The organism is Mesobacillus sp. S13 (genome assembly GCF_020422885.1).
GTDB classification, from domain to species: Bacteria; Bacillota; Bacilli; order Bacillales; family Cytobacillaceae; genus Mesobacillus; species Mesobacillus selenatarsenatis_A.
Window position 1 is genome coordinate 4,371,218 of record NZ_CP084622.1, and the last position, 21,649, is coordinate 4,392,866.

The window sequence follows — 21,649 nt, forward strand, 5'->3', positions numbered from 1 at the left end:
CCACTCATGCTTCCCTGAATTTCATTATTCCTTTCCGTTCCTGCCATTTCATTTGTGTTAAATAAAGTTGCTGGTCGCAGTATTCAGATAGATAATCAAATGGCAACTTCAAGATGAGCTTGTCATAGTCGTTGCTGGTATTATGCATCAGCTGATTTGATGCGAGAATAATAGCTTTATGTTTAGCTCTTGAAATGATCACGTTAAGTCGATGTGGACTGTAGATAAATTCTTCCTCTTTTTGGATAAAGTCTATATCCCCTACGGTAAAGCTGCAAATGATAATATCCCTTTGTTGGCCCTGATATTTTTCTACGGTGTCTACCGAGTTTTCGATTGCCTTTTTCAGACGCGTGAGTTCATCGCCCGATGCGGAACCAATCCTAGTAAAATAATTCATTAACTCGTTTTGGATGTAATACTTTTGTTGATTATGAGGTACCGCGATACCTACTCCTTTTTCAAAAAACGGAATTGATTCATAAGGCTTCCCCGTTTTTCGGTCCATCAAGCGCCTTTCAAAAATTCTTTTTACAAGCGCAACTACCTCTTCGGCTTCAAAGATGTTCCTTTTCTGCGAAAAACCATCCTCGTAACTTAGACAAACCATTACCTTTACAGGATCCAATACCAAGTCATAAAATGAAGAATCCATTTCCTTCTCGAACGAAATCAGATCATTTTGGAAAACAGATTGGTACCCAACAGGATAATCAAAGGCATTCCTGGAGTACTCAACTATCACCTTGTTGGATCTGCGGTTCTTTTCCAGTACTGAAAGAATATTAGGATAGGAAGGCTGGAACGTATCATGGTAGTAGCTGAACACCGATCCAAAATAATGTTTTGAATCGCTTTTCACCTTGACCTTCGTAACGGGCGGAAGCTGCTTATGGTCACCAGCAAGCAAAATTTTGGTTTCCGGCTTGACGAATAACAATCCTGTCAAAAAAGCCCCCACTTCCATCTGAGATGCTTCATCAACAATGATGAAATCAAACTTCAAATCGGGTGCAGCTGCATGTAGCTTACTGATTTGAAACTGTGTACTAGAGAAAATTTGATATCTGTCTTGCCAATCTGCAATGCCTTCAATATCCTGCTTTTTCATCTCCAAATTCCTAAAAACTATATTGTGGGTCTGATAATGTTTATCCTCACCATAACCCGACCGGATTCGATTTATCGTCACATCATTTTGGTCCATCACATCGATGATATTGGATATCAGGTTATCCGTTGCATCATAATTCCCGAGTAATAGGACCCGCTTAATCTCATCTGGCTTCGTCAACAAATAATCATATAGGAGCAAGTGAGCAATCGTATGGCTTTTTCCTGTCCCAGGAGGCCCCCATAAAAGAGATAAACCCTTTTTCATCGTAGAGATGATCGCGTTTTTCTGTGACTCATCCAATGGAAGGTCTACATGACCTTTACTTTTTAAAATTGGGTCCGTACGATAATGGTTCTCGAGTCTGCTAGTCAATTCTGTGACAGCAAGTAACGGACTCACTTTTTCGACTGGATCATATTGTTCAAGGCGTTTTATCAAATCTGGATTATCATTCAATTTTTCAAGAGATCCCGATAAATGGTCAATCCAAAAATCAGTCAATTTGACAGTTTCCAAAAGGACATTCTGACTGAAGTCAAATTTGTGCGTTCCCTCCAAATGACTGATTAATTTTCGCAAAGGCTTGGGCACATCAATAATAAGAATTTGATTTTCCTTATCAACAATCTTCACCGCCACAAGCATCGCCTCGCGGTAACTCATGAAAATGAAATCCGCTAAATCTCCAGTAATTGACAAGGAACTTCTAGAAGTTTTAGGAGTAAACAGTTTAAACAAGCTTTCATTTTCATCAGCCGGATAAAGTGTGTTTTCTATCCCTTCTTTATCCGCATTGATAGAGTCATCAGAAATTTTATATACTTTGTATTTTTCATCTTTTCTAACATTGATATTTAACAGCCTATGGATGATCCGCTTTTTATCCTCACCAGTAATCTCTTCTTCCAAATGAACTGCCCTGCCAAGAATCATTTTTTTATATGGACGTTCATGATGAACCGACTCTCTCTCAATGACATCATATGACCAATTTAACAAGTGCATCCAAAGCAGGTCAGCTCCAAAAGCCAGATTAGGAAATTCTTTTCCCCCATCTGAATGGGGAATCTCTGGAGGCTGTGTTAGTCCTCGCGGGGCCTGGAAAAGCAGCTTCTTAATTGAATGGATGCGTCCAATAAGTTCATCCTTAATGGTTTTTACCTTTAAAGGAAAATGGAGGTTTTTTCTGGCTGAAATCATGACGTTAATATTCATCTGGTCCGAGTCAGGTTTGTACAGATTCTCATCAGCATCTTTGCCGAGTAAAAGATTTGCCGCCTTTATCAAGGTAACTTCATAGTTTACATTCAACCTGTAAACATCCTCTATTGCCTGTTTGAGGTTGTAAAAGGGGGTGTGTTTGATTACTTTATAATGCTCTAATTCTCTCTCATTTTTAAAAAAGGTACCGAATCGATTGAACAACTCCTGTATGTCCTGCTTCTTTTGCAGTAGTTCCTTTTCGGACAAGCCCGGATAAATATCACTTAAAAAATCATCCAACCGGTCTGAGCTTGCAGGATATCGCTCTACTAGTCTTAAAAATTGTCTTTCCATAAATTTGATGACATTTGCTCCCCAGTAAACAATGGCAAATGTTACAGGGTCTCCTTCTTCGTTCCTGCTGTCTTCGAACCTTTTCAAAAGACTGTTGATCGCAAGGAGAAAATCGAGGAATTCCCGCCGCTCTTCGATTACACTGCTTGTCTCAACAATTTGAAGGTATGGGTCTTCCCCGCTGTCCTCCGATTCCCCTCCATTACGGTAAAAGTATTCCATTGCATATGAAAAAGTCCGATCCTGCGGGTCATGCTGGATGTCGATGAAAATCAATAAATTCGTAAAATCAGGCAGAAACAAGGTTTGGTCTTTTACTTTTCTAAACGCTTCATCCGACTCTTGCAGATCCAGAAACTGCTGAAGTTCCTCTTTACCAGCCTTTAGACTTAAACTTCTATCAAAAATACCTTTTGCATTTGTTTTTAATTCCTCTCCAAGCTGCTCTAGGCTTTGGACATTTTCCGAGATGAGCAGCCGTCTTTCGCCTCTTTTTAAAATAGGAATCGTATTGATGCTATTCTTATTTATCAATTGGTAACGGCAATAGTTGTTTTCTTTCTGGTAGGAAGTCAGTTCCGAATTGTCAATATCGTCCCGCTTGTTGATTTTCTTCAAATGATTCCTTAGGCTGTCGGAGAATTGGCCACCATAGTAATCACAGGTCTGGCACATTGGAGTGACAACAACTTCTTCATAAAGGAACCTCTCGCCCTTTTCAATTATGTCAATTATTGAAAAAACTTTCTCATTGAACAATGCCTTCAATCTAGTGCGCAATGTTTTATAATCGCATTCCCATATTTCTTGTGACTCTCCCTCGTTGATTCTTGCTTCCCTTTCCCCAGGAGTCTCGTAAAACTTCTGCTGAAAAATCTGTCCTGTAGCAGCCACTTCATATTCATTTTCCAGACCGTTCGAATGGATATACTCATTCAGCACGGACATGTAAAGCGCTAATTCAATGAAATAGCCACTTCGGAAATCTGACATTTTCACATCGCAAATTTGCAGAATTATTTTATCGCCCGATGTTGGGACTACCTGATTTTTCTTGCTTAAAACCTCACTCACACCAGGACCTCCAGGCTTGATGAGACGAATCAAGTCAGGACGCATCGATGTGAATGTGATGTTTTTAGAAATAAACTCCCTATATTTCTCTTCGTCATCAAGAAAGTGCCTGACGAAGGCTATATTCGCCGGGAGCTCAACCTGGTATACATATTCAGAGATATTCGGGTCAAAAATCCGCTTGAATTCGTCTCTTGTATGGTCTTCGTATTCAGACAGGGCGATTTTAAAATGCTTCCCCTCTATATCGCCATCCTCAATAAGCTTTTTCAACAAACCCCGATTATCACTGTTAAAAAGAATCCCCTTGCCGTCTTTCTCAAGGAAAAAAGACGAATCCCTAAAGTCCTCTACAATTTCAGTTTTCACTATAGTGCTGTTGGATAACTCCTCTACTTTTAAGAGTTCTGCCAGATCGCCCAGCTCCATGATTTGTTCTAGTGGCGGCTTATCTTTTACTGGAATAGCAGTCTTAAGTTGTTTTTCTATGTAGGAATCGGTCGTCTCTTCATCTTCCATCACTGGCCATTTTTCATGAAGCTGGTGAATGACTTTCTTCGTACAGCCATCACCAGCTAATTCGGATAGCATTGCCTTCCCAAAAATATATTTCATACTAGGATAACTCCTTTGTAAAAATGCAGATCTGGTCAAATTAAAACTTCATCTGTTCACTTGAAAACTTATCCTTAATCATCATTTCTTCCAAGGCGTTATCACACTCTATGAATCTTTCTACGTAGTCACGCAGTTGCCGATACCTTTTTTCCTTAACCATCACACTGCCTATGTTCCGCTCCCTTATATCCGCTATCTGACTCTTAATTTTTTTAAAATGATGCTCCCTATCTTCTTTGAGGTTATTAATGTTTCTGACCCTCTTCGCCTCTATTACTCTTCTATTTTCTGCTTCATTCAAATCAAGTGATGAAAAATGCAACTTGCTGTTCGATGAAGAAAAGTGCACCTTCATTCCTGCTAATCTTTCATTTCTGAGTTCATGATAAAGTTTAGCCAATTTCGGCACTGATTGCTTCCCCATCGGAACTATATCAATTTCGAAACCTTCATTTTGCAGCTCAGCCACCTTACTGGCAATAAGCGGATCCCTTATAACACCAGATATTCCTGGGTAACGCCCAATAATCCGGACCTTCTTATAAACAAGCTGCTCAAGCAAAAGCAAAGTATGGTACACAGGGAAGACCATATCTTCCGACAAACTCGTATAACCCATAAACCTCTCCCCAGTACCACCATCCTCAACCAACCAAAAAGTAGTCCCCAATTCAGGAACCACCTTATTATCAATAATGAAATCCATAACCACCCTCCTAAAAAATACTTGTCTTTCTTTATATGCATCCTGCAAAAAATATATGAGCACAAAGCACCATTCGACAAATTCCGGGTGGTGACAGGCACCTGTCGAAGGCACCTGTCGAAATGAAATTATGGCGGTGACAGGTGCCTGTCGATGCAGTATCATAGTACTAGATACATAGATTACCAATTTTTTAGGGGGAAGAGATGAGTTTTATTAATAAGATTATTGCAGGGGTTTTGGCTGGGCTTTTAATGATGGTGGCTTTGGAAATGCCTGGAGATGCCTCAGCAAACATGGTTCTGGGGCGGGATGTCACGAACTTTCTTAATTCAAGGAGCAATACGGTGTCTGTCGGTGTATATGATGCCAATACCGGCGAGACTTATACTTACAATTCATCCAAGTCCTACAATACTCTTAGTATTGTAAAGATGTCGATATTGGCCAATGTGCTCTATAAGCAAATTCCGATTACATCTTACGAGAATTCTCTGCTTACGAAGATGATCGTCAGCAGCGATAACAGTGCTGCGAGTACGATGTGGCGGCGCACCGGCAGCGAATCAGGGGCGCAGTCATTTTTTAATATGGTCGGGATGAATAATACAAAAGCTGGCACTGGCGGATGGTGGGGACGCACAACCACAAATGCGACAGACCAGTTGACCATGATGAAGCTATTCGCCTATCCCAACTCGTTTTTAACGGATTCCCAGAGAGCTTATGGCCTTAACCTGATGAGGAACGTCCAGGCAGACCAGCGCTGGGGTACGGGATATGGGCTTCCAGCCGGAGTGAGTGTGGCGCTGAAAAACGGCTGGTACACGAATGGCCAATACGTAAATAGTGTTGGGTTTGTAAATGGACAAGGCAAAAGCTATGTTATTGCCGTTCTAACTACTAATAATAAATCCTTCTCTTACGGGGTCGACACAATCAACACCATCTCAAAAATGGTCTGGAACGAAATACCGGGCCTTGGCTGGGTATCATCAGGCGGCAAATGGTTCTTTTACACAAAGGACGGGAAATACAAGGGCTGGCTAAACTATAATAATCGCTGGTACTACCTGGACCAGACCACCGGAACCATGCGGACAGGCTGGTTAAAATCCGGTGACTCCTGGTACTACTTAAACAGCGACGGGGCTATGAAAACAGGATGGCTCTCATACAACGGTGCATGGTACTTCCTTGACCACACAGGTGTTATGAAGACTGGCTGGGTTAAATCAGCGGAAAAATGGTATTACCTCGATTCTGATGGAAAAATGGCAACTGGCTGGGAGCAGGTCGAAGGTAAATGGTACTATCTCAAAACGAATGGTGAAATGCTCACTGGATGGACCTTTTACAAAAATAAATGGTATTACCTGAAAAACTCGGGAGATATGGCAACAGGCTGGATTAATCTATCCGGCAAAAAATATCTCCTTAAAAATAGCGGTGAGATGGCAATTGGATGGCAAAAAGTCAATAATGAATGGTTTTTCCTTCAGCCAAATGGTGAAATGCTCACCGGATGGACGCTGTATAAAAATAAATGGTATTACTTGAATTCAACTTCCGGAAAAATGGAAACGGGTTGGATCAATCTATCAGGAAAAAAATATTACCTTAAAGATAGCGGCGAGATGCTGACTGGCTGGCAAAAAATCAATGGGGAATGGTACTCACTCCGTACAAGCGGTGAATTGCTGACTGGCTGGACCTTCTATAAAAACGATTGGTACTACCTCAATGGAGCTACTGGTAAAATGGAGACCGGATGGATTGACCTGGCCGGAAAGAAATATTACCTCGATGCTGGCGGCGCTATGGTTACTGACTGGCAAAAAATTGACGGCAAGTGGTACTATTTCAATTCAAAGGGACTGATGGCCGCCAATACGACGATCCAAGGATTTAAATTAGGTCCCGACGGTGCTTGGATCCAGATAAACTATGTTGCTTTAGGAGATTCACTTGCATCAGGTATGACTCCTGAAGGCCAGGACCGCCCAACGGAAAATGGCGTGGATCCTGATTGGGGCTACCCGAACTACATTGCCAGGAATTTTTCAAAAGCTCATGAGCTGATGAGCTTTAACAACTATGCCGCTTCCGGTCATAAAACGGATGATCTGTTGGCCGATCTGGAAAAGGAAAACGTTCAGCAGGCAATTAAAAATGCTACACATATTTCAATCGATATCGGAATAAATGATATATATCTTTCATTACAAAACGATTCAGACAAGGCACTGGAAGAAATACCGTCAGTTTCGGAAAAAATAAGCATCATCCTGGAAACAATTGATGAACTTAACCCTGAAGTGAACGTATTCGTAATGGGCTATTACAACCCAATGCCATACCGGACTGATCCACTGCAAAAAGAACAGATCAATCAAGCAATCCTGGCCTTGAATGCCCAAATCCAACATCAGGCCAACCAGCATGACGATACATTTATTTCAACAACGCAAATCATCAATGAGCAAAACTATACTAATTACCTTCCAAACCAAAATAGATTCAACCCGAATCTATTTGGTTACCAGGCAATCGCCGAGGAGTTTTGGAAGGTTATGAAGTAAATAAATGGAAGCATAGGGCAGGCATACCCTATGCTTCCATTTTCTTCAATTAATATTCAACAAATTAAATCTTTCACCCAACCTTACAATTCACATCTAGACGATACCTCTCACCTTTTGACTATTTTAATTTATTTAATAAAACTTCTACAATTTGGACCGATACTAAAAAAAGGAAATGCTAAAAATTTCTAAAAAGGCGGGAGATTATTGATCAGATTTTTAAAAGTAATATTTGCATTCATTTTAATTTTGTCTGCAGCACTTCCATACACTCAAGGAAAGAGTGTGGCAGCAGAATCATTCAACGGAATGATCAATCTAGATTTTAAGCCAAATGATACAGTGATGGACCCTAACAAACCAGTTCTCTATATGACAAAGCTCGGAAGCCAAACTTTATACGCTGTCAATTTTTCAACAGGGAAAATCGAGACATTGACTCTCCCCTATCCTGCTGAAAGATTGGATTTATTTGGAGGAAAGCTTTTTATCACGCAGCATAAAATGAGCCATGAGTATCGTACCGATATACGTACTGGAGCGATAGCAGAAGTGGATACTGAAACCTTCTCTCTTAGCAATGTGCTCGATATCGAAGAAGACCCTTATGATATAGCTGTCGATTCAAATGGCTTTGTCTATATTTCACCAGGCTCAGATCAATGGGGAGATTTAAGAGTATTCTCAATGACGGAAAAAACTGAAATAGAACAGAATCCGTATAAAACAAGCCTATATTACAAGTCTTATATCCATTTCAACCCTGCAACCTCAAAGGTTTACGCCATGGATAAAGCATCAAGTCCTACAGACATTGAAGCTTTTGAAGTTGTCGATGGTGTCATTAAGAATCACTATGATTCTATTTACCATGGGGATTATGACATGCAAGGAATGTCAAGATTTTCCCATGATGGCTTGAATTTGTATGACAATAGCGGCAATGTCTTCAATCTGGCACTTTACCAATCTGGCGACATGGTATTCGACTTTACTTTTGGCAAAGGATATAACGATTATGCTTTCAGCACAGAGCTGGGATTGACCTTTGGTGCAAGCAAAACCAGAGGGATTGATGTGTATGAATATGGCACTAATAAGTATTTGTATGCTTTAAGAAAAGACCTCCGTGTTCAGGAACTTCATCTCCAAAACGGGTTGCTGGTAACAATCAACAAAGATGGAAACGGACAGTATTTTATTGAAACGATGAGTTCGGATACACCGCCAACATCAGGACTTCCCGACACACCTGGAGTACCTGACCCAGCAGGAACAATAGACAACTTGGGATTCATACCAAAAGATACAGCGATCGATCCAGTTAAACCGGTCGTTTATTTGACCAGACCTGAAAGCTATACAATTTATGCAGCAAACTATGAAACAGGTGAAATCAAGGCACTTGCTTTGCCATACCCTGCAGAAAGAATAGAATTATATAACAATAAATTGTATGTAACGCAGCATGAAATGAATCATGAATACAGTACTGATAATCTGTTGGTTGGTGCAATTGCTGAGATCGATACTGAAACATTCGAAGCAGTCAAACTGATTGAAGTAGATACCGATCCTTATGATATTGCCATCGATGGATCAGGTTATATCTATATCACACCTGGCTCCAACCAGTGGGAAGATCTGAAGGTGTATTCTTCAGTCACTGGCGGCGAGATAATCAATAAAGAAAAAATCAATATGCGGGCATGGTCGTATATCAACTATAATCCTTCCATGTCAAAAATCTATACGATCGACACAGATACGGACCCTCGGGATGTAACAGCTTTTGAGGTGAAGGATGGCATTGTTAAAAATCAGTACGGCTCGCCATACCATGGAAATTACGACTTATTCCCTTTGGCAAAAATAACCCCTGATGGCCAAAGTATGTATAATACAAGCGGTATCGTTTTCAGCCTTGCCAAGTATCAATCTGGCGATATGAAATATAAATTTGATCTTGGCAGCAATTATACAGATTACGAGTTCAATATAGATGAACAATTAACCTATGCAGCCAGACTTGATGGCGGAATTGACGTCTATGCCTACAATACAAATGAATATCTTTATTCGGTTGCAAAAGATGTAAAAGCAGAACAGCTTCATTTTAAAGAAGGTTTAGTAGCAGTATTTACTGATAGCAATGGCAATGTCCAGATCAGCAAGCTGAATACTGATGAAAAGTATAATCCAAATCCTGGTGACCCTGGCGATCCTGGTGATCCTGGTGACCCTGGCGATCCTGGTGATCCTGGTGATCCTGGTGATCCTGGTACCCCTTCCGATCCAGTACCGACAGAATATCTCGAAGCTGTCTCGATTACGTATTATGATGACGGAGAGGAAGACTATGATTACGCGTCGTTTTATGACGGCGTCGAGGATGTGCCTATAAACAGTTTCTTTGCTCTTCTTTTTGATCAGGGGATTGTGGTGAAAGACCCTTCAGGAATCAGTATCCTTGGGCCTGATGGAACGATAGAGGTTGAGAGCGCCGAGTTTGAGGATGCACTTTACGTTATCCCGCCTCTTCTCGCAGGTTACACAGAATACACTTTGAAAATCAATAGCGGGGCGATAGAAGGATACGACGGCAACCCGTTAGCAGAGGATTTGATCATTCATTTTACCACAGCTTCCAACTGGGTTTACTACGGTGGAGAATGGTATTACTACAATCCACTGATTGATGACTATGCGACTGGGCTGACGAAGATCGACGGGGATTGGTACCTCTTTAATAGTGACGGTGCAATGCAGACTGGCTGGCAAAAAATCAATGGATATTGGCATTATTTTGACGATGAAGGAATTATGCAGACTGGCTGGCTAAAGTCCGGCACTAAATGGTACTACCTGGATTCAAAGGGAGTGCTGAAAACCGGGTGGCTGAAAGACGGAACAAAGTGGTACTACCTTGAATCGAGCGGTGTAATGAAAACAGGCTGGGTTAAGTCCGGAACAAAATGGTATTTCCTTGAATCTAGTGGTGCCATGAAAACTGGCTGGCTCAAATCTGGAACGAAATGGTACTACCTTGAATCAAGCGGCGCCATGAAAACTGGCTGGCTCAAATCCGGATCTAAGTGGTATTACCTGGAACCAAGCGGAGTGATGAAGACCGGATGGCTGAAATCTGGCACTAAATGGTACTACCTGGAGACAAGCGGCATCATGAAGACCGGATGGCTGTATACAGGCGGCAAATGGTATTATCTCTACAGCAGCGGTGTTATGGCCTATAACACCACTATTGGCGGATACAAACTTGGTTCAGATGGTGCATGGATTAGATAGTAGTTAATTTTTAAAAGAAAGAGGGTGCTCAAAAGTTAATACCTTTTGAGACACCCTCTTTTTACGTATAACCAAGTTTCATATTGTTTTTCTTTTTTATTTTTCCAGTACTCAAGCGTTCGGTCGGGAGTATATGGTAACGCAGCAGAGCCATTATAAAGGCGATAGTGAATGTGCTAAGCACTATTGGAACAGCCTTGAACATAATCTGTTGCTGGTTTACATAGATGTTTTCAAAAACATATTGATAAACGATTTTATCGCTGATGTTTGAAGCCAAATAGATATCTAAGGATAGCATTGATACGAAAGTAATGAATTTTGATAAGATCCTTGTTTTGATATGAACATCATAAAATAGTAAGAAGAAAATCACGGAATGAACAACTATAAGGGTTGAGTTATAATACCCTGCCATTCCACGGAATTTACCTCCCATTGCATAATGGACCTCAATCCACACTTCCACTAGAGTAACAGTCGCCAGCAAAATGGTTCCAATCCATTTCTTTATTCTAAATTGATACTCTTTTAAATATGAACCGATAAAATAATACATCAATGGATACATTTGATCCCAGAAATCCGGAACGAAAAGAACGCCCCTTGCCTTCCCATTCAGGATATCTGGAAGTGATGTCATAACTACCAACACTATGATTAACAGCTGCTTTTGCCTCTTGCTATTTAGTCCTTTATATAGAATATTTAGAAATGGGCTAATCAAAAATAATCCAATGTACATATTCACATACCAGGAATAACTATTTGCCTTAAAGTGAGTAACCTCAGCAAGCCATTCCAGCACTGTTTTCTGTTCATCAAAATGATAAACCCTTACCAATATAGCCACTATCGAATAGAAAATGTAGACGATGAGCACAGGCATCAGCTTTTTAAAATAATCGACAGTTGGTTTTTTACTCGACTGGAGATATCCCGTCAAAATGATGAAAAGTGGCACGCAAATCAAAAAGGACATTCGTAAAAACGTTTGAATATACATATTCTTTCCATCCAAAGGCGTTGAATAATACTCTGTCTTCAAAAAGAAATGTACTGATAATACAAAAAGAATAGCAAATGCCTTTACTAAATCGATCCCTGTATTTCTAGAAGATAAGTTCATGATGTTTACTCCTTAAATTTACACTTGGTGGCAGCAGTAGGTAAATTAAAATGCGACTTACAAACAACAGACAAATGCTATTCTATAATACTATTAATTAGTCTTCAATAACTCATTTTGGATGAATCATACAAATATAGGAATGGAAGGGTGGAAATCATCGGACCGATGTTCGAAGTGTTAATGCTCATAACACAGCAAAAATTTTAAACTGTGAAAAAAGTTAAAATTACAATCTTTGTCCCAATGCTGAAAAAATCAATTGACAAAATACTATTACAATTTAAACTAGACTTATACCACCCTCCCTATCATCAAGTGCATACTCCTCTTTGAAAACTGCTTCTAAAGAAATCCCGTCACCTTCTTCAAGCATCTGCTCTTTCACCTTTTTCACTTCAATTAATAATCACCCTGCAACCAACTTAAAATCCATTAAACAAAGGAGAATTTTGCTAATCGCATCGATTATGTATGCAACAAAATGCCCGAATTGCGCACGTTCCGCAATTGAAGATCACTACTATAAATTAGGCGAAATATACACCTACTGCTTACGCTGTGGCTATCATTATGAAAAAACGATAGAAAGCTCTTCGAAAGACAGCGTAGAATATAAGGAAGTTACAAGTAAGGGACATGGAATTCTCACTCTGGCAAAAAAGGACGGACGCCGGGAAAGGACATTATTTGACTCACCCCTTACTGACGAGCAGCTGGAAAACTTCCAGCAAGCATATTTTAATGATGATGTGGATAGTGAAAAAAGCTACCTGGTAACATTCAAGGATGGCGAGTTCACCGTCGTACTCGGCAATCCCCCAGAAAACTTCCATCTATCATTTGAGGATTATAAAGAAAAAATGTTTGCAAAATATGGTACACCGGAATATGATTTTTTTGTCCCAATTGAAGAGTAAAGAAGATTCTCAACTTCCATGAGATAAGATTTTGAAGGGGTACTTAGGAGGCAGGGTGGTATAAACCTGTTAGAGAAATGCCGTTTCAATTCTACGCTCAAAAACTATAAAACACAAAAACAGGAGCGGTTCCGATGAACAACATCGAACCACCCCTGTTTATTTTTTCGACAAATTTCGGGGCGTGACAGGCACCTGTCGAATTATAATGTACGCTACTATCCCAACCAATGCCCCGGCACTATCAAGCAGCACATCACTTATCTGCGCTCCCCGGCCTGGGACGTAGAGCTGGTGAAATTCATCTGATATGGCGTAGAGTGTCGAGATGAGCAAAGCCAGCCCGTAAGCGCTTTTCCCCTCCCTGCCGCTCTGCCTCAAAGCGTAGGTCACGAAAATCCCCAGTATCAGATACAGGAAGAAATGGGCGTTCTTCCTGACGATATGATTTAGACTTCCCAAGTTGAACTCCTCGTTCGGAACAACCTTCTCAGCATGTTCGATAATGACCTCGGTCATTCCTTTGCTTAGTCCATTCGAGACCGCAGCCGGCTGTGCCGACATGCTGAAGATAAGCACACACCAAAGGATCACAGCACTCCAAGATAAAATCCGATTCATTTTTAGCTCCTTTTCATAGCGATAGTGAAAAAAAACCTCGCCTGAATACAGACAAGGGCGCAATAAATATGTATGACGTATCATCAAAAATTTTCTTCGATAAATAAATTTTCTTCTTCAGGGGTCAATAGACCTGTTGCTCTTCCGACTGTCCCTTCTTGCAATTCCCAAACAGCATTGTGGTCAAGGTCGGCCCTGGAAAAATCGCCTTTGGCCCAGGCGGTTAGTATTCGAAGGTATAAATCCCTATTATAAAAACTACTTCCCTCGACTACCTGGAGCAATAGATCGATCTTTTCCTGGGTGATTTCTTCCGCGCCCCACTTTTCAACCGCCTTCACTTTCTGGTGGCTTAGCAGATGGATTGCTTTTTTCACCTGGGCATCAGTCATCTCTTCATTGAACAGCTTTTCTCCATTCGGTGAAGATATTTTTCGATTCGCCCTCTGCCTTTCCTCTTTTTGTACTTGCTTCACTATTTTGTGCTGAATCGTCTCGTCTGAAAAATAGACCGGTGCGATAAAAGTGTAAACCAATGCACTAAGAACGATTGAAAGTGAAAGAATAGCCAAAATGATTTGGACAATTTGGTTTTTTAATAGAAACTTGACTCTCTTCATCCGTTCCTCCGTTGACTAAAAATTATCTTAATCATACCAAAGTCCGTGAGCTTTTTGTCCCGAATACATCAATTAAAATCTATAACCCGTAACTGGTCATCAGTAAATGGTTTATTATCTTCATCATAAAAGATAATCTTAGTACGTTCGTCGAGTTCCTGGTCCTCAGGTATATTCTCATAGTGATAGAAAAATTCATCTCCAGATACATCCACAAAGAAGCTATAAGATTTTTTATAATCAACTTTCACTTCAATATGGTCAAATATCAAATTAGGATTCTTCCCCATCACTAGGTAATACCGGCCTTTATTCGTTTTTATATCTTGATAATCATAGATTAAAAGGCCTCCATAACTCGCCTGCTTAATTCTCAATTTACCGTTTTTGCCCTTAATCAGTTGCGCATTCCCATAATCATTATTTCCAAGAGTAAACAAGACCATATATGTACTAGAATCACCCAGCCTTTGAAGATCAAAAATATTCGGATTCAGGTCCATCCCCTCATCACGATTCAACCATAACTTCAGATTCCCCTCAATGGAAGCCTCATCGATCTTTATATAATACCTCCTATTATAATCCTGCTCACTTTTATAATGTCTTATATACAGAATACAACCCACAATCAGAACCAAAAACAGCAATATAACCACTCTTCTCCCCAATACCAGTCCCCCTAAAAACAAATCCGAATATATAATTCCATTTTATTCTAAATTATATATTAATTGTATAATAAATTTTCATCCGACAATTTTCGGGTGGTGACAGGCACCTGTCGAATTAGAGGACTCTACTATCCAATGGCATGGGGACCAGAATACCAGACCTTCGTCAGCATGGCTGACACAGGAGAAAACGCCTTCGACGGCGGCATCCTGATGGCCAACTACGGCAAAGGAACCTACCTTTATACAAACCTAGTATTCTATCGTCAGATCCAGGGCAGGTGCCTTGTGGGTATAGGATTTTCACGAATTTAATCAGTTATGGTTCACAAGATTAACATACGAAAAACAACCATCCGCCTTTTGGGGATGGTTGTTTTTGGGTTGTCTGGAATAAGTGTCTCTCCTAATACCCCGTCTCTACCATTCTAATGAAATCGTATAAAGTATGCTCCTGCAAAATCATAATCCTCGGCAGTTCATACCGGTTACTCTGATCTGTACTGATTCCGCCGCCTACTTTGAATGCGCCTTTAAACCCTAATTCCTCTAAAACGGAGACTGTATCGGAATTATAGCTTCCATAAGGATAAGCGAAGGTAGTTGTTGTTCTGCCTGTCAGGTCTTTAAGGGCCTTTGTTGCTTCGTTGATTTCTGTGTATTGCTGCTCCCTGCTTAGTCCGGCAAGGGCTGGGTGGGTGACTGAATGGTTCTGGATGTCTACTCCGTTTTCCATTACGGTCAGAAGTTCGGTTGAAGTCATATTCCAGCTGCCATCTACCCAATCTGACACTGTGAATTGAGTGGCTTTCATTCCATATTTCTGCAAGACTGGATAGACATAAGGATAAAAATCATTTGAATTGTCATCAAATGTCAGGAGAATTGGCTTCTTTGGCATGGCTGCTTTTTTATCAAGAATGTTGAAATATTGCTTCATTGTCAAAGTGCGGTAGCCATTTTCATGAAGGTATGCCATATGTTTTTCAAATTCTTCAAGACTGAATTGATAAGGATTATTCGGGTCTGGATCAGGTTTCACGACATGATAGAGCAGGACCGGGATTTCAACCTGTTCAGTTTGTTTTGCGCTGGCTGGCAGCTGGTATTGAGTACTGGCAATCAGTAATAGGATCAAAGCCATAAACAGTCCTTTACATTTTTTCATCAGCATATTTACCTCCTATTATTGGCCGCCAACACTTTGTTTAACAGGACAACAAAGTGTTGGCGAAAATCCAAGGAAATTCAATCTACTAAGCTACTTAATTAGTCAATAATAGCCCAATAAGCCGGCTTGGCATTGTATTCAGTATCGAAGACAAACGGCGCGTCTACTCCAACTCCACCATTGTATTGTTCTGCGCGGTCATTCAGCCAAGTATGGTTATCGGCAACACCCCAGAATGTCACGCTGCTGATCTTATCTCCCAGTTTTTCGTATAGCTGGAATAACTTATTATAGCGATCGGCCTGGCGCTCGAATTCGAAAGCTGGGATTTCATCATAAAAAGGATAAGCAGGTCTTGGCGGCCAGCCATAGAGGCTTACATCCAGTTCGGTAATTTGGTTATCGAGGCCTAAATCTGCAAACATGTTGATGGAATCTTCCATTTCCTGAAGAGATGGCCAACCAATTTGGATATGCGCCTGATGCCCAACTCCATCGATCGGAACTCCCTCTGCAACCAGTTCCTTCACCAGGTTGTACAGGTGGGTTCTCTTCGGTTCTACCTCGGTATTGTAGTCATTGATGTATAGCTTAGCGTCCTTTGCGGCATAGCGATTCGCGGTTTCAAAAGCAACTTTGATATAATCTTTACCTGTAATTTGATACCATGGGGATTCGCGTAAGCCCTCATCATTAGATGCATACTCATCGATTACTTCATTGACAACATCCCATGAGCTCACATCATTTTTATAACGCTTGACGATCGTTTTAATATGGGTCTCCAATCGCTTTAGCAACAGTTTTTTATTCTTTTCACGCTGCTTAGGGTCCGTTTCATCGACCATAGGGTTTCCTTCTTTATCCAGGAAGAACCATTCAGGTACTTGACTGTGCCAGATCAGTGTATGGAAACGAAGCTCCATATCATTCTCTTTCGCAAACTTAACAATTTTATCTGCTTCCTCGAAGGTGAATTTCCCTTCCTCTGGCTGTATGTTAATTGGTTTCATGACATTCTCGGCAACAATGCTGTTAAAATGGCGCTTTAGTACTTCAGCGTCCTCGGTTTCAAACATATAAGGCTCGACGGCTGCACCAATATCGAATGAATCTGCATATCTTTCATCAAGTTCCACTTCGACATCAAGTGCACTGACCGGTTCAGCTGCTGCAACATTGGATAATCCGGCAGGTAAAAATAGGGCCAAAGCCAATCCAGTAAGAAATGGTTTACGCAATACTTTTAACATATTAGGAGTTCCCCGCTTTCTAAAATTGTTTTTTGCACTTTACACAGTTCTAACGAATTCTCCCCCCTTATTCAGTTTGCTTGGCCAGGAAAAAAAGAAAGGGCTTTCATAGAGGTGTAAAAAAATCGGCAGCTGTTACCTGACGTAAGAAGATTATATCAGCACAAAACTTTGTTTATCCACTTAATAAACTAATAATTTAAAGTTTTCTCTAAAAATGATAAAATAGGACTAGATGGAAATGATTTTTCACATAACTTACCTGAAATAGACATCTCACCAGTTAGTCAGAAAGGAGATATAATAATAAATACAAATACTACTAGAATAAGAAAGGCGAACCGCCGTGCTGAACCAACTTAAAAAGTGGAATACATTACGCAACCAGATTCTATTTATCTTTTTGATTGTCATGGTCATCGTGTTATTGATTGTCAGTCTTTTAACATTAGGACAAGTTTCGGCATTGCTACAGAACAACGCAGAAAAGCAAATACAGCAGGTAGCGATTGAAGCCAATGGACGAATGGAATCTCTTTACGAGCAGATCAATATGAATTCAAAGCTTGTCATCACCGATGAAGAAGTCCAAAGAATTTTGACAGATGTGCATGACGGTAAGCAAGTTTCCTTTGACGATAGACAGCGCTTAATGGGACATATCAACAGGATCATCGGGAATACGGACGGCATTTTTTCCTTTCAGCTGTTTTCTGAAAAGAGGCAGCGGGTCCTCCCCCTCGACGAGGATGAGTTAAAAAACCGCATCGGGAAAAAGTGGATTGAGGAAGCGAATCAGGCAAAAGGACGGATGGTCTGGATCGGTGAAGACCCAAATGATAAAAACTACTTTCTTGCCATCCGGAGAGTTAATCTAATGGAACGACAATTCAGAAGTGGCGGTTATCTTTTAATCAGCATTAACCGGGATCATTTTCACTTTGCGAATGAAAAGTATGAGAACGACCAGTACTCGATTCTTTTGGATCAAGATCAAAATCCAATCATCCAAAATTATGTCGGTGATATCAATCGGATTATCGATAGCAATGAAAACGTATTACAGCTCAATGAGCGGGATTATATCGTATCAAAACAAACATCAAGTCTTACAGGATGGACTGTCTTCATTTTAACCCCTGTCAGTGAACTGACAGAAGGCATGTCCTGGATCCGGAACGGCATCATTTTGTCCGGGGTGGTCGGCCTCATTATTTTTTCTATCAGTTCATTTTTCCTGTCGACTATAATTACAAGCCCAATATTGAGATTGACAAAAACGATGCAGCGAGCCGGAGACGGTTCATTAACACTGAATCCGGAAGTGTACTCCGTCAATGAAATCAATGAATTGAACAGTACCTATAACCAGCTGGTAAAAGAAACGAACCATTTGATGCAGATGGTTTATCAAAAGGAGATTTTAAGAAGCCAAAGTGAATTGAAAGCGCTTCAAGCGCAAATCAATCCACATTTCCTATTCAATACATTGGATGCGCTTCATTGGTCACTGGATGAAAAAGATGAAGAAGAGCTTGCTGAACTAGTTGTAGCAATGTCGGATTTATTCCGTTATACGATTACAAAAGAAACCGATGATGATTGGGTGTACCTGAAAGACGAAATCAAGCATATCAGCGACTATATGGAAATCATGAAAATGCGTTTTGGCAACAGGCTGAAATGGCATGTCTCACTTCCGGAAAAATATGAGCATGTCAGGATCCCTAAACTAATCATACAGCCTCTCGTGGAAAATGCAGCCCTCCATGGAGCTGGAAATAAGACAGGCAACTCCCAGATTTCTGTAATCGTTGAACCCGTCATATACGAAAACAAAGAACGGATTCGTATCACTGTAAAAGATGATGGATCCGGGATGGACCCAGAGCGGCTGTCACAGATTGTCCAGTCGATTGAAGATGGCGGCACATCCTCTGCCAGCGGAAAAGGGATGGCCATTTCAAATGTCTATAAGCGCTTAAAATTATATTACCAGGGCATTTCACACACAGACCTTTTGATTGAGAGTGAGTTAGACCAGGGAACTCGAATTACGTTCGAACTACCGATTGAAGGAGGCGAAAAGAATGTTGTCTAAGAATATTTTGATTGTGGACGATGAGCCAAGAACGAGACAAGGCTTGCAAAGAACACTGGAAAGCTGGAACAACGGTGAATACACCATCCTCACTGCTGAAAGCGGTGAGGATGTCCTGCGCATTGCACAGGAAAAGAAGATTCATATTTTACTATCTGATATCCGGATGCCGGAAATGACAGGGCTGCAGTTACTAAAGACACTGAAGGAAAAAAAAATGAAGCCAGTAGTGATTGTCATATCGGCCTATTCCGAATTTGAGTATGCACAGCAGGCTTTAAAGCTCGGTGTCATCAATTATCTTTTAAAACCCATTGGGAAAAAGAAGCTGATAGAAGCTGTCGAAGATGCTGTGAAGGTCATGGAGAAACAAGAAAGGGCAGGATTGATCGAAAAAGTGGTTGACGAGAAAATAGTTGTTGCCAGCAACAAGATGGCTTCAACCAAGGACACTATCCGAAAGGCTATCATTTACATAGACCGAAATCTGAAGGAAGAATTCACATTGAAAGATGTTGCTGCCCATGTCCATTTGAACCCGAGTTATTTTAGCGTATTGTTCAAGGAGCAAGTCGACCTGAATTTCAGTGAATACGTAACCAGAAGAAGGGTCCAGCGCGCAAAGGAATTGGTCCTTTCAACTACCCTCCCTATCAATGAAATAGCAGAGGAAGTCGGCTATAAAACCGCCAAGTACTTCATTAAGATTTTCAAAGAAATAGAGGGTATGACACCAAGCGCTTATCGAAAAACAGGAAATGAAAGGGCTTTCTAAAAATAGTAGTATTTTTCCTAATCATCGTTGCCTTTTTTGGTCTCCCCCCTGGTGTTAGACTTTAAATGTAAGGCATAGACAAACAAACAATTGAGGGGGTTTTGGATTGATGAAAAAGAAAGCGTTTTCCTCTGTGATGACCTTAGCATTGGCAGGCGGACTGATTTTAGGGGGCTGCTCTTCCTCTACTGGTTCTTCAGGCGATGAGAAGGCGTCCAGCGGAGATAAAACTGTCGTGAAAATGATGCATCTATGGCCAGAAGGAAGTTCAAATGCACAATACACAATTGTGGATGACATTATCAATGCATATGAAAAGGAACATCCTGATGTAGACATCCAGACCGAGATTCTAGGCAATGAGCAGTACAAAGAGAAGATCAAGGTATTATCTGCTTCAAATGAACTGCCTGATGTTGGAATCACCTGGGCAGCAGGGTATATGAAGCCTTTCGTTGATGGTAAAATGTTTGCTCCATTAGATGACATTGCCAAAGAAGACAATTTCGTTGCTGGTACGCTTGATGCTTTCTCAGTTGACGAAAAGCCATACGCTGTACCTCTTGAATTGAACATCACCCCGGTATATTACAACAAAGAAATTTTCAAGAAATATAACTTAGAAGCTCCAAAGACATATGATGAGTTCCTGAATGTCGTTGAAACACTTGCTGATAACGGAGTGACTCCAATCACTTTAGGAAACAAAGACCGCTGGACTGGATCCATGTGGTATATGTACCTTGCTGACCGCATTGGCGGACCTGAAGCTTTAAACAATGCAATCAACCGTTCTGGAAGCTTTGAAGATCCAGCTCTTGTCCAGGCAGCTGAAGAAATTGAAAAGCTTGTTAAGATGGACGCATTCGTCAAAGGCTACAACGGCCTTTCCAACGATGAAGCAAAAGGTTACTTTATGAATGAACAAGCTGCTATGTACTTGATGGCAACATGGGAGCTTCCAAACTATACTACAACTCCTGATGTTTCCCAGGAATTCAAGGACAAAGTCGGTTACTTCAAGTTCCCTACCTATGAAGGCGGAAAAGGCGATATCGACAGCTATGTAGGCGGACCTGGTGTTGGACTGTTCGTATCTGAACAATCAAAGGTGAAAGACGAAGCGAAAGAATTTGTCTCCTACCTTGTTGAAGAATGGGGCAAGCGTTCTGTTGTTGACGCTGGGGTCATTCCGGCTACAGTCGTTGATACATCAAATGGTGAACTTCACCCAATGTACATTGACATCCTGAATGACTTAGGAAACGCGACGAACCTGACTCTATATGCAGATGTTCAGATGTCTGCCGGCGTAGCAGATGTTCACTTGAACCAGATTCAAGCATTATTCGGCGGACAAACAACTCCTGAAAAGTTTGCAAAAACCCAAGAAGAAGCACTTGCTGCTGAGAAATAATACTT

General features: G+C 40.8%; 15 protein-coding genes. 7 read left to right on the forward strand and 8 right to left on the reverse strand.

Going from position 1 to position 21,649, the window contains the following annotated elements:
* Positions 1 to 4: 4 nt before the first annotated feature.
* Both LGO15_RS22195 and LGO15_RS22200 read right to left on the reverse strand, forming a co-directional pair.
* A complete protein-coding gene (locus LGO15_RS22195) occupies positions 5 to 4,363 on the reverse strand; it encodes a DEAD/DEAH box helicase (RefSeq protein WP_226086032.1) in 4,359 nt (1,452 codons plus the stop codon).
* A 40-nt stretch (positions 4,364 to 4,403) separates the two neighbouring features.
* On the reverse strand, positions 4,404 to 5,072 hold the full coding sequence (locus LGO15_RS22200) for a hypothetical protein (protein WP_226086033.1): 669 nt from the start codon (positions 5,070 to 5,072) through the stop codon (positions 4,404 to 4,406).
* Between the two features lie 206 nt (positions 5,073 to 5,278).
* Here LGO15_RS22200 and LGO15_RS22205 point away from each other — a divergent pair, with 206 nt between their 5' ends.
* Together LGO15_RS22205 and LGO15_RS22210 are read left to right on the forward strand one after the other, a co-directional pair.
* Entirely contained in the window at positions 5,279 to 7,654 is a 2,376-nt protein-coding gene (locus tag LGO15_RS22205) for a serine hydrolase (protein WP_226086034.1), read from the forward strand.
* Between the two features lie 210 nt (positions 7,655 to 7,864).
* Positions 7,865 to 10,963 carry a cell wall-binding repeat-containing protein gene (locus LGO15_RS22210; protein WP_226086036.1) on the forward strand — a complete coding sequence of 1,033 codons (3,099 nt, stop codon included), beginning with the start codon at positions 7,865 to 7,867 and terminating at the stop codon, positions 10,961 to 10,963.
* A 61-nt stretch (positions 10,964 to 11,024) separates the two neighbouring features.
* On the opposite strand, the gene LGO15_RS22215 is transcribed toward LGO15_RS22210, so the two are convergent.
* Positions 11,025 to 12,092 carry an acyltransferase gene (locus LGO15_RS22215; protein ID WP_226086038.1) on the reverse strand — a complete coding sequence of 356 codons (1,068 nt, stop codon included), beginning with the start codon at positions 12,090 to 12,092 and terminating at the stop codon, positions 11,025 to 11,027.
* A 452-nt stretch (positions 12,093 to 12,544) separates the two neighbouring features.
* Here LGO15_RS22215 and LGO15_RS22220 point away from each other — a divergent pair, with 452 nt between their 5' ends.
* Complete coding sequence (locus LGO15_RS22220; protein WP_226086040.1) at positions 12,545 to 13,012, forward strand: hypothetical protein; 468 nt, start codon at positions 12,545 to 12,547, stop codon at positions 13,010 to 13,012.
* Between the two features lie 159 nt (positions 13,013 to 13,171).
* On the opposite strand, the gene LGO15_RS22225 is transcribed toward LGO15_RS22220, so the two are convergent.
* The 3 genes from LGO15_RS22225 to LGO15_RS22235 form a co-directional block, all read right to left on the reverse strand.
* Positions 13,172 to 13,633 carry a VanZ family protein gene (locus tag LGO15_RS22225; RefSeq protein ID WP_226086047.1) on the reverse strand — a complete coding sequence of 154 codons (462 nt, stop codon included), beginning with the start codon at positions 13,631 to 13,633 and terminating at the stop codon, positions 13,172 to 13,174.
* 83 nt (positions 13,634 to 13,716) lie between these two features.
* Positions 13,717 to 14,253 (reverse strand): DUF6241 domain-containing protein, encoded by a 537-nt coding sequence (locus LGO15_RS22230; protein WP_226086049.1) that lies wholly within the window; start codon positions 14,251 to 14,253, stop codon positions 13,717 to 13,719.
* 68 nt (positions 14,254 to 14,321) lie between these two features.
* Positions 14,322 to 14,924 (reverse strand): hypothetical protein, encoded by a 603-nt coding sequence (locus tag LGO15_RS22235; RefSeq protein ID WP_226086051.1) that lies wholly within the window; start codon positions 14,922 to 14,924, stop codon positions 14,322 to 14,324.
* A 138-nt stretch (positions 14,925 to 15,062) separates the two neighbouring features.
* On the opposite strand from LGO15_RS22235, the gene LGO15_RS22240 reads away from it, so the two are divergent.
* Positions 15,063 to 15,242, forward strand: coding sequence for a hypothetical protein (locus LGO15_RS22240; RefSeq protein ID WP_318999806.1), 180 nt, complete (start codon positions 15,063 to 15,065; stop codon positions 15,240 to 15,242).
* Between the two features lie 91 nt (positions 15,243 to 15,333).
* Here LGO15_RS22240 and LGO15_RS22245 read toward each other — a convergent pair whose 3' ends face one another.
* Positions 15,334 to 16,095, reverse strand: a complete 762-nt coding sequence (locus LGO15_RS22245; RefSeq protein ID WP_226086053.1) for a polysaccharide deacetylase family protein — start codon at positions 16,093 to 16,095, stop codon at positions 15,334 to 15,336.
* 101 nt (positions 16,096 to 16,196) lie between these two features.
* Positions 16,197 to 17,351, reverse strand: a complete 1,155-nt coding sequence (locus tag LGO15_RS22250) for an endo-1,4-beta-xylanase (protein ID WP_226086055.1) — start codon at positions 17,349 to 17,351, stop codon at positions 16,197 to 16,199.
* Positions 17,352 to 17,697: 346 nt separating this feature from the next.
* On the opposite strand from LGO15_RS22250, the gene LGO15_RS22255 reads away from it, so the two are divergent.
* The 3 genes from LGO15_RS22255 (at position 17,698) to LGO15_RS22265 (ending at position 21,644) form a co-directional block, all read left to right on the forward strand.
* Positions 17,698 to 19,452, forward strand: a complete 1,755-nt coding sequence (locus LGO15_RS22255; RefSeq protein ID WP_226086057.1) for a sensor histidine kinase — start codon at positions 17,698 to 17,700, stop codon at positions 19,450 to 19,452.
* Entirely contained in the window at positions 19,442 to 20,227 is a 786-nt protein-coding gene (locus tag LGO15_RS22260; RefSeq protein WP_226086059.1) for a response regulator transcription factor, read from the forward strand. The genes LGO15_RS22255 and LGO15_RS22260 overlap by 11 nt, the downstream gene beginning before the upstream one ends.
* Before the next feature lie 109 nt (positions 20,228 to 20,336).
* On the forward strand, positions 20,337 to 21,644 hold the full coding sequence (locus LGO15_RS22265) for an extracellular solute-binding protein (RefSeq protein WP_226087962.1): 1,308 nt from the start codon (positions 20,337 to 20,339) through the stop codon (positions 21,642 to 21,644).
* The last annotated feature ends 5 nt before the right edge of the window (positions 21,645 to 21,649 follow it).